This window comes from Pantoea rwandensis (assembly GCF_000759475.1).
GTDB lineage: Bacteria > Pseudomonadota > Gammaproteobacteria > Enterobacterales > Enterobacteriaceae > Pantoea > Pantoea rwandensis_B.
In genome coordinates, this window is the sequence record NZ_CP009454.1 from 1437311 (window position 1) to 1450930 (window position 13620).

The window sequence follows — 13620 nt, forward strand, 5'->3', positions numbered from 1 at the left end:
CGATGACATCCCGTTAAGGTGCCGGGTAAGTATACTGACGATGAATCGCTTCCAGTTCCTCTAACACATCGGCATTCAGCGTCAGGTTGAAACTCTCCACGTTAATCTTCAGCTGTTCCAGTGTGGTGGCGCCCAGCAGTGTACTCGCCACAAACGGCTGTTGACGCACGTATGCCAGCGCCATCTGCGATGGATCCAGATTGTGCTTCTTCGCCAGACCAACATAAGCGGCAATCGCCTGATTCGACTGTTCACCACTGTAGCGGGTGAAGCGGCTAAACAGGGAGTTACGCGCACCGGCAGGTTTAGCTCCATTCAGATATTTGCCGCTCAGAGTCCCAAACGCCAGGCTTGAGTAGGCCAGTAGTTCAACCCCTTCATGCTGGCTGATTTCCGCCAGACCGACTTCAAAGCTACGGTTCAGCAGGCTGTACGGGTTCTGAATGGTCACAATACGCGGCAACTCGTGCTTCTCAGCCAGCTGCAGATAGCGCATCACGCCCCATGCGGTTTCGTTAGACACGCCGATATAGCGAATCTTACCTGCGCGCACCTGCTCATTCAGGGCTTCCAGCGTTTCCAGCAGCGTCACGTTGGCGGTGGTTTCGCTGTACTGGTAGCCCAGTTTGCCGAAATAGTTGGTTTGACGCTGCGGCCAGTGCAGCTGGTAGAGATCGAGATAGTCGGTGTTCAGACGCTTCAGGCTGGCATCCAGCGCTTCGCGAATGTTTTTGCGATCCAGCGCCTGATTAGGGCGAATCGACGCATCTGCGCCGCGCACCGGACCGGCAATTTTGCTGGCCAGAATGATCTTGTCACGGCTGCCGCGCTTCTTCAGCCAGCTGCCAATGTACTGTTCGGTTAATCCCTGGGTTTCCGGGCGTGGCGGCACCGGATACATTTCAGCGGTATCAATCAGGTTGATGCCACTGCTAATCGCGTAATCGAGTTGCGCGTGGGCGTCGGCTTCGCTGTTTTGCTCACCAAACGTCATGGTTCCTAACCCCAGTTGGCTGACTTCCAGCGTACTGTGGGGGATGCGGTGATAATGCATTGCCGGCTTCCTTTTTTCATTATGAAAGGGAATGTTGTGTCCTCTGGGACTATATCCTGTGAAGCGGCGCGGAAGGAAGGGGGGAAAGTTCGGGAAATCGCCTGCACTGGGGAAAAAATCGTGCAGGCAATCGAATTTGGCACTTAACGCTCAATGATGGTGGAGACCTCGTCACCATTGATCTGCATCACATGACCTTGATCGTCAGTGTACTGCACCAAACCTGTCTCTTTATCGATGGACGGTTTGCCATCAGTCTTAATCATACGGCCATCTTTGGTCGCCATCACGTAATCACTGCTGCAACCACTCAACGTCAGCGCGACCAGCATAATACCCACGACACTCACCAACCCTTTCATTCTTATCTCCCTCAACCTACTTCAACTGCAAAAGTGTAGTAATAAATGCTTTCGCTGGCTGACGTAATCGCATCATTCCTAAAATTAAAGGGCGAGATGCGCTCGCCCTTGACATCGTTAAGCCGCGCTTTTCTTGCTGCGCATCAGGTTCAGGCACTCCACGGCCATGGAGAAGAACATGGCAAAATAAATGTAACCTTTTGGTACATGGATGCCGAAACTCTCCAGAATCAGGGTAAAGCCGACCAGAATCAGGAATGCCAGCGCCAGCATTTTCACCGATGGATGACGCTCAACAAATTCACCAATGGCGCGTGCGGCAAACATCATCATCAACACGGCAATGACCACGGCAGCCATCATGATGAACAGATGATCGGACAAGCCGACAGCGGTGATCACCGAATCGAGGCTGAAAATAATGTCCAGCAACATGATCTGTACGATTGCGCCGAAGAAGGAGTGGACGTTGGTTTTGTGTTCACCTTCGGCGCCTTCAATGGTTTCATGAATCTCCATACTGGATTTCCACAGCAGGAACAGACCACCAAACAGCAGGATCAGGTCGCGCGCCGAGAAGCTGTGATCCATCAGGGTAAACAGCGGATTGGTGAGGCGGACTACCCAGGCGATGGACGCCAGCAAGCCCAGTCGCATCAGCATGGCGCCCATTAAACCGAGGCGGCGAGCTTTGTTTTGTTGGTGTTTCGGCAACTTAGCGACAACCAGCGACAGGAAGATAATGTTGTCGATACCCAAAACCACTTCCAGAATGGTCAATGTTCCCAGTGCCAGCCAGGCATTGGGATCAGCAATCCAGTCAAACATGAATCATTCAATCCTAAACGAAAATTAAACGGCGATTATACGCACCCGATACGCCTGACTTACAGTAGAAAATGGCGTGCCAGCAGCGGTCCGGTGAAGCTTTTCTTGAGATAAAAACCGCGCGGTAGCGTCATTATAGGTTCTCCACGCTCACCGATGGCTTCCGTCAGCGCTTTGCTGTTGGCCGCTTTCGGGCGGATCTGCAGCCAGGCGCCGTGACGGGCGGTAATGCGTTCCACCTGGCCCAGCACGATCATATCCATCAACTCTTCCCAGTCTTCACGCAACTGCTGATCTTCTTCCTCGCTCGGTTGCCATAACAGCGGCGATCCCACACGACGATCCGCGAGGGGCAAAGCACGGTCGCCCTCAATCGGGATCCATAACACCCGCGCCAGCTTGTGGCGCACATGGCTGGTCTCCCAGGTTACGCCGCTGTTGCCAGTCAGGGGCGCAACGCAGACAAAGGTGGTTTCCAGCGGTTTGCCCAGCGCATCCACGGGGATGGTCTTGAGTTCTATACCGAGATGGGCGAAATCCTGCTCCGCTTTGCTACCCGCGCTGGCACCCAGGTGCTGCTCAATCAGCATGCCAACCCAGCCTTTATCCCGCCGCAAATCAGCCGGCACAGGTAAACTCAGCTGTGCTGCCAGTGCTGCAAACGTCTGGCCTGCCAGTTGTTGTGCGCGCTGCAGTAATTCAGCTTCATCTTGTGGTGGCGTCGGCAATAAAACGGGGGAATTCATGGCAAAACTCATATTGGTTAAAGGATGTACAGCGCTGGCGGGTGTGAGTTTTCCACATGTGCGCAGCGTGAATAACCGTGATAATAGCATGATTAAGCGTGCTTTTTTATTTGCATTGCCGGACGACAGTGAATGCTATGGCAAGGTTATCCCAGTTTGTTATCGACAATGAACAGGATCTCCAGCCTACTTATCCACAGAAAGGTGGGATAACCCCCCTTGCTGAGCACCCCTATTTCCATTTACAGCCTTGACTTTAACGATTTGAACGCTTTTTTTCCTTTCTTTGACCAGGTTTAGGGCATTCTCTGTGGATAAAAGCGACGCTGGTGGATCTTTGAGCAGCGAATGGAACCTGAGGTTAATTAGAAAGTGATCCGCGTTGAAACAGCACTGTCATTTTTTCCTATCACTATGATTAATGGTGTTTTTAGTGCTATCCTTTGTCTGCCTTATGAGAATTTTCCGAAGTGGTTATTCAACTCATTCCCGTGTTCTGCACAAAGCTATCCACAGAAAAGGTGAATAAGATCGCCCTGAAAACCACTCTGCTGTTTATAACTTGGCTAAACTCTGAGAGTTATCCTGTTTTTATACTGCTATCACCCCGGATATCCAGTGGTTTACCGCCTGTAAGGAGTGTGAAACAATCAGGCTATTCAAATTTAGCTTTGAGGTAGTCCAGTGATCGATGATGATGGCTACCGCCCGAATGTTGGTATCGTAATCTGTAACAGGCAAGGACAAGTGTTATGGGCCAGGCGCTTTGGACAGCACTCCTGGCAATTTCCTCAGGGAGGCATCAATCCGGGTGAAACCGCTGAACAGGCGATGTATCGCGAACTGTTCGAAGAGGTGGGTTTACACCGCAAAGATGTTCGAATACTTGCTTCAACCCGTAACTGGTTACGTTACAAGTTGCCAAAACGTTTGGTGCGTTGGGACACAAAGCCGGTGTGTATCGGCCAGAAACAAAAGTGGTTTCTTCTGCAGTTGATGTGTAGTGACGCGGAAATCAATGTGCAACACAGCAGCACACCTGAGTTTGATGGTTGGCGCTGGGTCAGCTTTTGGTATCCGGTGCGTCAGGTCGTCTCTTTCAAGCGCGATGTCTATCGCCGCGTGATGAAAGAATTCGCTGGCGTGGTGATGTCTATGCAGGAGAGTGCGGGGCAGCGTAACAACAATGCCGCTCATCGACGTAAAAGAGGATAGGCCACGCCCTTTATGCTCACTCAGTTGCGCGAAATAGTAGAGAAAGTGGCGAGTGCTCCGCGTCTGAATGAAGCACTCGACATTCTGGTAAACGAAATTTGCCTTGCGATGGAAACCGAGGTCTGCTCGGTTTATCTCGCAGATCACGATCGTCGTTGCTACTACCTGATGGCGACGCGCGGGCTGAAAAAGCCGCGCGGTCGCACTGTCACGCTGGCGTTTGATGAAGGGATTGTCGGGCTCGTCGGACGTTTAGCCGAGCCGATCAACCTTGCCGACGCGCAAAGCCATCCCAGCTTTAAATACATTCCCTCGGTCAAAGAAGAGCGCTATCGCTCCTTCCTCGGCGTGCCGATCATCAGCCGCCGCCAACTGCTTGGCGTGCTGGTGGTACAACAGCGCGAACATCGTCAGTTCGACGAGAGCGAAGAATCATTCCTGGTGACGCTGGCCACGCAAATGGCGGGCTTGTTGTCGCAATCGCAACTTGGCCAGCTGTTTGGTCAGTTCCGTCAGACGCGGGTGAAAGCGATTGCAGCCGCGCCTGGCGTGGCGGTCGCCCCCGGTTGGGTTGATGAAACTCAGCCGTTGCTGGATCAGGTCTCTGCAGCCTCGACGCTGGATGTGCAGCGTGAACGCGAGCGTCTGGTGCTGGCGATGGGCGAGGCCGGCAATGAATTTCGCCGCTTCAGCAAACGCTTTACTGCCAGTGTGCAAAAAGAGAGTGCGGCGATCTTCGATCTCTACTCGCATCTGTTAACCGATGCCCGTTTGAAAAAAGATCTGTTTGCCGAGATCGATCGCGGATCGGTTGCCGAGTGGGCGGTCAAAACGGTGATCGAGAAGTTCGCTGAACAGTTTGCCAGCCTGCAAGATCAATATTTACGTGAGCGCGCGGGTGATTTGCGCGTGCTCGGGCAACGTCTGCTGTTTCACCTCGACGATACGCTGGTGGGGACGAATGCCTGGCCTGAACGCTTCGTGCTGGTGGCGGATGAACTCACCGCGACCACGCTGGCAGAGCTGCCACCGGAGCGTTTAGCCGGTGTGGTGGTACGCGACGGTGCGGCCAATTCCCATGCGGCCATTCTAACGCGCGCGATGGGCATTCCCACCGTCATGGGTGCGGATATCATCCCTGCACAGCTCAACAAACGCCTGCTGATTGTCGATGGCTACCGCGGCGAGTTGTTAATCGATCCTGAACCCGTGTTGGTGCAGGAGTATCAGCGTTTGATCAGCGAAGAAAACGCGCTGAGCAAAATGGCTGAAGGTGTGGTGGAGCAACCCGGCGAGCTGAAAAGCGGCGAACGGGTGCAGGTGATGCTGAACGCGGGCCTGAGCCCTGAGCATGAACAGAAGCTGGATAACTGGGTGGATGGCATCGGCCTGTACCGCACAGAGATTCCGTTTATGCTGCACAACGGGTTTCCGTCGGAAGAGGAGCAGGTCGCGCAATATCAAGGCATGCTGCAACTGTTCTACGATAAGCCGGTGACGCTGCGTACGCTGGATGTCGGCGCGGATAAACAGCTGCCTTACATGCCGATCAGTGAAGAGAATCCTTGCCTCGGCTGGCGTGGCATTCGTTTGACGCTCGACCAGCCAGAAATCTTCCTGGTGCAGGTGCGCGCCATGCTGCGTGCGAACGTGGCATCAGGCAATCTCAGCATTCTGCTGCCGATGATCAGCCATATCGATGAGATCGACGATGCGCGTCGTCTGATCGATCGTGCCGGTCGTGAAGTGGAAGAGATGCTGGGTTATGTGATCCCGAAGCCGCGTATTGGCGTGATGATCGAAGTGCCTTCCATGCTATTTATGATCCCGCATCTGGCGGATCGTGTGGACTTTATCTCCGTTGGCACCAACGATCTGACGCAGTATTTGCTGGCGGTGGATCGCAACAATACCCGGGTGGCGAATCTCTACGATCCTCTGCATCCGGCGATGCTGCGCGCGCTGCAAAGCATTGCCCATGAAGCCCGCCAGGCCAAACTGGAACTCTGCCTGTGTGGTGAAATGGCGGGTGATCCAATGTGCGTGGCGCTGCTGGTGGGCATGGGTTATCACCATCTCAGCATGAACGGCAAAAACATTCCGCGCGTGAAGTATCTGTTGCGTCACCTCGATCACGAGGAAACGCAAAAGCTCAGTGAAAATGGCGTGGCGGCGCATACCGCTTCTGAAGTGCGCCATCTGGTATCCGCGTTCATGGAGCGACGTGGACTGGGCGGTTTGATTCGCGGCGGTCGTTAACAGCGTTTACATTTCCGCGGCAATTGTGAAATGCGGCTGTGCTATCATGCGCAGCCTTTTATGGTATGACCCCTTAGCCAGACCCGTTTCAGGGCAGAAAAAACGATGGTGAAAGATGACTAACGGCTACATTTCGTTTCCCCAATTCGATCCGGTAATTTTCTCCATCGGACCGATTTCGCTTCACTGGTACGGTTTGATGTATCTGGTGGGCTTTGTATTTGCTATGTGGCTGGCGGTGCGCCGTGCCAACAAACCCGGCAGCGGCTGGAAAAAAGAAGAAGTGGAAAACCTGCTGTATGCGGGCTTCCTCGGCGTGTTCCTTGGTGGCCGTATTGGTTACGTGCTGTTCTATAACTTGCCGCTGTTCCTCGATAATCCACTCTATCTGTTCAAAGTCTGGGATGGCGGTATGTCGTTCCACGGTGGCTTGATCGGGGTGATCGTGGTGATGCTGGTGTTTGCGCGCCGTACCAAACGCACGTTCTTCCAGGTGTCCGATTTCATTGCTCCGCTGATTCCGTTTGGTTTGGGTGCCGGTCGTCTCGGCAACTTCATCAACGGCGAGCTGTGGGGCCGTGTCGATCCCAACTTCAAATTCGCCATGCTGTTCCCGGGGTCGCGCAGTGAAGATATCGCGCTGGCGGCGAACAATCCGCAATATCAGCAGCTGCTGAGCACTTACGGTGTGTTGCCGCGTCATCCTTCGCAGCTGTATGAGCTGTTCCTCGAAGGCATCGTGCTGTTCATCATTCTCAACCTGTTTATTCGCAAGCCGCGCCCGATGGGCAGCGTCTCTGGCCTGTTCCTGATTGGCTATGGCGCTTTCCGCATCATCGTTGAGTTCTTCCGCCAGCCGGATGCCCAACTGGGCCTGTTTGAAGGTGGCATCAGCATGGGGCAGATTCTCTCCATCCCGATGATTCTGGCCGGTGTGATTATGATGATCTGGGCGTTCCGTCGTCGTCCGCAGCAACAAACTCGTGAGGTAAAATGAAACAGTATCTGGATTTAATGCAACATGTGCTGAATGAAGGCGCAGAGAAAGCCGACCGAACCGGTACGGGCACCCTGTCGATTTTCGGCCACCAGATGCGTTTCAATTTGCAGGACGGTTTTCCCCTGGTCACCACCAAGAAAGTGCACCTGCGTTCCATCATTCATGAGCTGCTGTGGTTCCTGAAAGGCGAAACCAACATCAGCTACCTGAAAGATAACAAGGTGACGATTTGGGACGAGTGGGCTGATGAGAATGGCGATTTAGGTCCGGTTTACGGCAAGCAGTGGCGCAGCTGGGGCAGTGCGTCAGGTGAAGAGATCGACCAGATTAGCAAAGTGATTGAGCAGCTGAAGCGCGATCCCGATTCACGCCGCATCATTGTATCGGCATGGAACGTGGGCGAGCTGGACCAGATGGCGCTGGCACCGTGCCATGCGTTCTTCCAGTTCTACGTGGCGAACGGCAAGCTCTCTTGCCAGCTCTATCAGCGCTCCTGCGATATCTTTCTCGGCCTGCCGTTTAATATCGCTAGCTATGCGCTGCTGGTGCATATGGTGGCGCAGCAATGCGATCTGGAAGTGGGTGATTTTGTCTGGACCGGTGGCGATACTCATCTGTACAGCAACCACCTGGAGCAGGCGCAGTTACAGCTAACGCGCGAGCCGCGCCCGCTGCCGAAGCTGGTGATCAAGCGTAAGCCTGCTTCTATCTTCGACTACAACTTCGAAGATTTTGAGATCGAAGGTTACGACCCGTATCCGGCCATTAAAGCGCCAGTCGCGGTGTAAATTTACTCGCATCAACCCTGAAGCCCTGCCACTGTGCGGGGCTTTTTTATCTCTGTTATCTGCCTCCGCCTCACAAAAATTTGTCTCTTCATGTACCGCGCGAAAATAGCCTGCGCAATGCTTTCCATCCTGCTTGATGTTGCCTTGTTACCCGCCGTGAAGATGCGCATCTTTATCGCCATGAACAAACACGCAAACCTCGGTTTCACCTTGCCGGAACTGCTATTGGTGATGGTGATCGCTGGCATACTCAGCCTCGGCGCCCTGCACAGTTGGCAGCGCTGGCAGCAGCATCAGCAGCTGCGCGATAGCGTGCAGCAATTACAGGGTTTTCTGTTACGGCTGCGCGCCCATGCGAACTGGCATAATAGCGATCTCAATTTGTGGTTGATTCCCGGCGAACGTGGCTGCCTCGGCGTGGGGGTAAAACCGCCGGAGGGCTGTGAGCTGCCTTCACGCTGGAGGTTAGCGCCGCCGCACACCGGGGTGCGCTTCAGCGCGATCATCGGTGAGCCGGGTTTCTTTGGGCGGCGTGACGTGGCGCGGCCTGGCAGCATTGAGGTTGAAAGCGCGGTCGGTCGCTGGCGGGTGATTATCTCTGCACGAGCACGCCTTCGCGCCTGTCAGGAGGGAGAAAAAGGGTGCGAATAGCGGAGGCCGGCTTCAGCCTGCTGGAGATGCTGATTGCGCTGGCGGTAGGGGCAATATTAATGGTCAGCGTGGGCCGGTTCTTGCCGCTGCTGCTGGAACAAAATCTGCGCCTGCAGCAGCGTGTGCAGTTGCAACAGGAGCTACAGCAGCTTTCCCATACGCTGCAAAAGGCGTTACAGCGCGCGGGATATTGTCGCGGGCAATGCAGTGGACCGGCGCTCACGCTCGCTGCTGGTGGCAGCTGTGTCCTACTGCGCTGGGATGAAAACAGCAATGGACGCTGGGAAGATGTGGGCAGCAGTGACAGTGACTTTTACGGCTATCGATTGCGCAGTGGGCAACTGGAAATGCAGCGCGCGGTGGATAGCTGCAACGGCAACGGTTGGGAGCGTCTGACCGATCCCGCTTTTCTCACGATTGAGCATTTCAACGTGGTGCGGCAGGGAACCCGGTTAGTTCTCCATCTGACGGGTCGAGCGGGTGCGCAAAGCCTGCAGGTTGAGCACTGGGTTGAAGGACGAAATTTATGAGTCAGTACGGCAACAGTACGTTGGGCATGGTGTTGATGCTGTTACTGCTCGGCAGCCTGACGCTTCATGCCACGCGCACGCAGTTGTCACAGGGCATGGTGCTGGTGGCCGATACACAGCAGTATCATCAAGATTTTGCGCAAGCACAGGCTGCGCTGCAATGGGGGCTGATGCAGAGTTGGCCTGCAGCGTCCGGTTGGCAATGTCAGCAACAGTCCCTACACCAGTGGTTAAGCTGCTTATTATATACGGAGGAGGGTAATGCGCTGTTATCGGGTCAGGATGAAAAGAGTGAACTCCGCCTCTGGCAATGGGTCTCGCCACGCAGCCATCGGCTGCATCCCCAGGCGCACGGCTGGATTGACTACTGTCCATTGTCTAAACCGGAGCACTGCCAGCCGCAGGAAGGATCAGCAGGGCTTTAGCCTGGCTGAAACGTTGGTGGCGATGCTGCTGCTGGCGATGACCATCAGCACGCTGTTGCAATACCATCAAGCGCTGGCCTTAGGGTTTAGTCAACAGTGGCAGCAGCGCCAGGCGTGGCAGGTTGCCGGGCAAGCCTTGCTGGGGCGTGAGGTGGCGGGCTGGCACATCGAGCGTCAGCAGCAGAGTGTGGGCATAGGATGCGTGCTGGAGCGCATCACGGTGACGGGCTCGCAACAGCGCAGCGCCAGCCTGGCTCAGCTCAATTGTCACTAAGGTGACCTCGGCGATAGGCATCGTTAGCGATACAGGGTAGAGTGACCAGGCTGCGCTGTTTTCCCTCTCAAGGAGATTTATGTTCCGGGTTTACCACTCCAATCAGCTTGATCTGTTGAAAAATCTGGCAGGTATTCTGATTGAAAACCAGCCGCTGAACGATGCGTTCGCGGCCGAACAGGTGCTGGTGCAGAGCCCCGGCATGGCGCAGTGGCTGCAGATGGAACTGGCAAACAGTTTTGGTATTGCAGCGAACATCGACTTTCCGCTCCCTGCGACCTTTATCTGGAACATGTTTGTCAAAGTGCTGCCCGGCATTCCAGAGGAGAGCGCTTTCACCAAAGCCAGCATGAGCTGGAAATTGATGCATCGCTTGCCCACCTTGCTGGAGCAGGAGGCGTTTCAGCCGTTGCGTCACTACCTCAATGAAGACGATGACAAGCGCAAGCTGTATCAACTCAGCGCCCGCGTTGCCGATCTGTTTGACCAGTATCTGGTGTATCGTTCTGATTGGCTCAACAGTTGGGAGCGCGGAGAACTCATCGACGGCTTGAGCGATGCCCAGCAGTGGCAGGCCCCGCTGTGGCGCGATCTGGTGGCGTTCACCGAACAATTGGGCCAGCCGATGTGGCACCGTGCCAACCTGTATGCGCGCTTTATCCACGCGCTGGAGCAGGCAACGACGGCACCAGCGGGGTTGCCGCAGCGCGTGTTTATTTGTGGTATCTCTGCGTTGCCGCCCGTGTATTTGCAGGCGCTGGAAGCGCTCGGCCGCCATATCGATATTCATCTGCTGTTTACCAATCCCTGCCGCCACTACTGGGGCGATATTCAGGATTACGCGTTCCTCGCGAAATTGCAGAGCCGCAAGCGTCGCCGCATGCAGTCTGAAGAGGCACAGCCGCTGTTCCGCGATCCCGAAGCAGCACCGACGCTGTTCAACGAACTCGGCGAGCAACAACTCACCAATCCGTTATTGGCCTCCTGGGGCAAACTCGGGCGCGATAACCTGTTCCTGCTCAGTCAGATGGAATCCGCCGCCAACGATATTGATGCCTTTGTTGAGATGCCGCAGGACAGCCTGCTACACAGTCTGCAAGCCGATCTGCTCAACCTGGATGACCACGCCGTGATCGGTTTGCACGCCGATGAACTGGGTAACAGCCACAAAAAACGAGTGCTCGATCCTGACGATCGCACCATCACGCTGCAGGTGTGTCATAGCGCTCAGCGTGAAGTGGAAGTGTTACAGGATCATCTGCTGGCGCTGATGGAGGCCGATCCCGATCTTAAACCGCGCGACATCATCGTGATGGTGGCGGATATCGATAGCTACGCGCCATTCATTCAGGCGGCGTTTGCCAGTGCGCCTGCGGATCGTTATCTGCCGTTTGCCATCTCGGATCGCCGCGCCAGCCAGGCACATCCGGCGATTCTGGCCCTGCTGAGCGTGCTGGCATTACCGGACAGCCGTTTCGCTTCTGAAGAGGTACTGGCGCTGCTGGAAGTCCCTGCGCTGGCGCAGCGCTTTTCGGTGGATGAAAGCGGTCTGCGCCTGCTGCGTCGCTGGGTGATGGAATCCGGTATTCGCTGGGGGCTGGATGATGCCAGCGTCGAAGCATTGGCACTGCCCGCCACCGGCCAACATACCTGGCGCTTTGGTCTGCAGCGCATGCTATTGGGCTATGCACTGGAAAGTCGTAACGGTGACTGGCAGGGCATTCTGCCTTACGACGAATCCAGTGGATTGATTGCCGAACTTGCCGGACATCTGGCCGAATTACTCTCTCGCCTCGAAGCATGGCGCACCCGATTAGCCGGTGAGCGTACGCTGCCAGAATGGCTGCCGCTGTGCCGCGAGCTGATTGACAACTTTTTCAACGGCGATGCTGAAAGTGACGCGGCGTTACTGCTGGTTGAAACCCAGTGGAAACAAATTATCGAACAGGGCATGCAGGCTGACTATCAGCAGCCGATTCCTGTGACCTTATTACGTGACGAGTTGCGCTCGCGCCTCGATCAGCAACGTATTAGCCAGCGCTTCCTTGCCGGGCCGATTAACTTCTGTACCCTGATGCCAATGCGTTCAATTCCATTCAAAGTCGTCTGTTTGCTGGGGATGAACGATGGCGTCTATCCACGCACGTTAGCGCCGCTCGGTTTTGACCTGATGCAGCAGCAGGCACGCAAAGGCGATCGTAGCCGCCGTGATGATGACCGCTACCTGTTCCTGGAAGCCCTGATTTCTGCACAGCATCAGCTCTACATCAGCTATATCGGTCGTGCGATTCAGGACAACACCGAGCGTTATCCCTCCGTGTTGGTGACGGAGTTGGTGGATTATCTAGGTCAGAGTTTTTGTCTGCCAGGCGACGAAGCGTACGAACCCGACGTCAGCGAGCAGCGTGTTCGTGAACATTTACAGAAGCTCCACAGCCGCATGCCCTTTGCAGCGGAGAACTTCCGCCCTGACGCTTACGGCCAGAGCTTCGCGGCAGAATGGTTGCCCGCTGCCACCGGCAGTGGCGTGGCGCAGCCAGACTTTGTGCAACGGTTGCCGCCACTGCCGCTGGAAACGCTCTCGCTGGAGCAATTGCTGCGCTTCTGGCGTCATCCGGTACGGGCCTGGTTCCAGCAGCGGCTGGGCGTGGCTTTCTGGATGGAAGAGAGCGAATTGCCGGACAGCGAGCCGTTTGCCCCGGATAGTCTGGAGCGTTATCAAATCAATGCTCAGCTACTGAATACCCTGGTCAACGGTGAGGATCCCGCGCAGCTTTATGCACGTCATCGTGCAGCAGGCAATCTGCCATATGGTGCTTTTGGGGAACTTTTCTGGCAGAGCCAGACCGAAGAGATGCAGGAAGTGGCCGCCGAAGTGAGTGGACAGCGCCAGCCCGCAGAGAGTTGGGAAATCAATCTGCCGCTGAATGGGGTGCAGTTGACCGGCTGGTTAACCCAGGTACAAGCTGATGGGTTGTTACGCTGGCGTCCGGGTGTGCTGAACATGAACGATGGCCTGCTATTGTGGCTGGAGCATCTGGTGTACTGCGCGTTAGGCGGCAAAGGAGAAAGCCGCATGTACGGGCGCAAACAGAGCCGCTGGCGTTTTAAAGCCATCGACGCTGAACCCGCGCTCTCCCTGTTGAGTGAATACGTGGCGGCTTATCAGGCGGGGATGATGGAACCGCTGATGTTGTTGAACAAATCGGGTGGTGCCTGGCTGGATGCCAGTTTTGATCGAAAATCCGGACAGTTGCTGGATGATGACGCCACGCAGAAAAAGGCATTTAACAAATTGCTGCAAGCCTGGCAGGGTGGTTTTCAGGTGGAGGGCGAAGGCAGCGATCCTTATTTGCAGCGCCTGAGCCGTACGCTGGATGATGAGGCGGTGCAGCTGATTGTTGCCGCCGCTCGCCAGTGGTATTTACCGGTGCGCCTTGCGCATCAAGATGATGAATAGCAATCGGGTAACGCCGCTTTTGCGGGTG

At 55.3% G+C, this 13620-nt stretch carries 14 protein-coding genes; 10 read left to right on the plus strand and 4 right to left on the minus strand.

What is annotated here, in order from left to right:
* Positions 1 to 13 precede the first annotated feature (13 nt).
* From LH22_RS06535 to mutH, 4 genes are all read right to left on the minus strand, one after another.
* Positions 14 to 1054: an NADP(H)-dependent aldo-keto reductase gene (locus LH22_RS06535; RefSeq protein WP_038645083.1), complete on the minus strand. Its 1041-nt coding sequence runs from the start codon at positions 1052 to 1054 to the stop codon at positions 14 to 16.
* Positions 1055 to 1197: 143 nt separating this feature from the next.
* The gene (locus LH22_RS06540; protein ID WP_034823127.1) at positions 1198 to 1416 is read right to left on the minus strand and encodes a YgdI/YgdR family lipoprotein; all 219 of its coding nucleotides are present in this window, start codon (positions 1414 to 1416) and stop codon (positions 1198 to 1200) included.
* Between the two features lie 117 nt (positions 1417 to 1533).
* Positions 1534 to 2244 (minus strand): TerC family protein, encoded by a 711-nt coding sequence (locus LH22_RS06545; RefSeq protein WP_034823125.1) that lies wholly within the window; start codon positions 2242 to 2244, stop codon positions 1534 to 1536.
* A 59-nt stretch (positions 2245 to 2303) separates the two neighbouring features.
* Positions 2304 to 2990 (minus strand): DNA mismatch repair endonuclease MutH, encoded by a 687-nt coding sequence (gene mutH / locus LH22_RS06550; protein ID WP_038645086.1) that lies wholly within the window; start codon positions 2988 to 2990, stop codon positions 2304 to 2306.
* Between mutH and LH22_RS20525 the strand changes: the two genes are divergently transcribed.
* The 10 genes from LH22_RS20525 (at position 2989) to recC (ending at position 13592) form a co-directional block, all read left to right on the plus strand.
* Positions 2989 to 3162, plus strand: coding sequence for a hypothetical protein (locus LH22_RS20525; protein ID WP_156102778.1), 174 nt, complete (start codon positions 2989 to 2991; stop codon positions 3160 to 3162). The genes mutH and LH22_RS20525 overlap by 2 nt on opposite strands.
* 512 nt (positions 3163 to 3674) lie before the next feature.
* Positions 3675 to 4205, plus strand: coding sequence for an RNA pyrophosphohydrolase (rppH, locus tag LH22_RS06555; protein WP_034823115.1), 531 nt, complete (start codon positions 3675 to 3677; stop codon positions 4203 to 4205).
* 12 nt (positions 4206 to 4217) lie between these two features.
* On the plus strand, positions 4218 to 6464 hold the full coding sequence (gene ptsP / locus LH22_RS06560; protein WP_038645088.1) for a phosphoenolpyruvate--protein phosphotransferase: 2247 nt from the start codon (positions 4218 to 4220) through the stop codon (positions 6462 to 6464).
* Between the two features lie 115 nt (positions 6465 to 6579).
* Complete coding sequence (lgt, locus tag LH22_RS06565) at positions 6580 to 7461, plus strand: prolipoprotein diacylglyceryl transferase (protein WP_034823111.1); 882 nt, start codon at positions 6580 to 6582, stop codon at positions 7459 to 7461.
* Positions 7458 to 8252 carry a thymidylate synthase gene (gene thyA, locus LH22_RS06570; RefSeq protein ID WP_038645091.1) on the plus strand — a complete coding sequence of 265 codons (795 nt, stop codon included), beginning with the start codon at positions 7458 to 7460 and terminating at the stop codon, positions 8250 to 8252. Before lgt ends, thyA begins: the two co-directional genes overlap by 4 nt.
* Positions 8253 to 8369: 117 nt before the next feature.
* A complete protein-coding gene (locus tag LH22_RS06575) occupies positions 8370 to 8903 on the plus strand; it encodes a prepilin-type N-terminal cleavage/methylation domain-containing protein (protein ID WP_430905116.1) in 534 nt (177 codons plus the stop codon).
* A complete protein-coding gene (locus tag LH22_RS06580) occupies positions 8894 to 9433 on the plus strand; it encodes a prepilin peptidase-dependent protein (protein ID WP_038645092.1) in 540 nt (179 codons plus the stop codon). Before LH22_RS06575 ends, LH22_RS06580 begins: the two co-directional genes overlap by 10 nt.
* The gene (locus LH22_RS06585; RefSeq protein WP_038645093.1) at positions 9430 to 9858 is read left to right on the plus strand and encodes a DUF2509 family protein; all 429 of its coding nucleotides are present in this window, start codon (positions 9430 to 9432) and stop codon (positions 9856 to 9858) included. Before LH22_RS06580 ends, LH22_RS06585 begins: the two co-directional genes overlap by 4 nt.
* 1 nt (position 9859) lies before the next feature.
* A complete protein-coding gene (locus tag LH22_RS20530) occupies positions 9860 to 10132 on the plus strand; it encodes a prepilin-type N-terminal cleavage/methylation domain-containing protein (RefSeq protein WP_234465296.1) in 273 nt (90 codons plus the stop codon).
* Between the two features lie 79 nt (positions 10133 to 10211).
* Positions 10212 to 13592, plus strand: coding sequence for an exodeoxyribonuclease V subunit gamma (recC, locus tag LH22_RS06595; RefSeq protein ID WP_038645095.1), 3381 nt, complete (start codon positions 10212 to 10214; stop codon positions 13590 to 13592).
* The last annotated feature ends 28 nt before the right edge of the window (positions 13593 to 13620 follow it).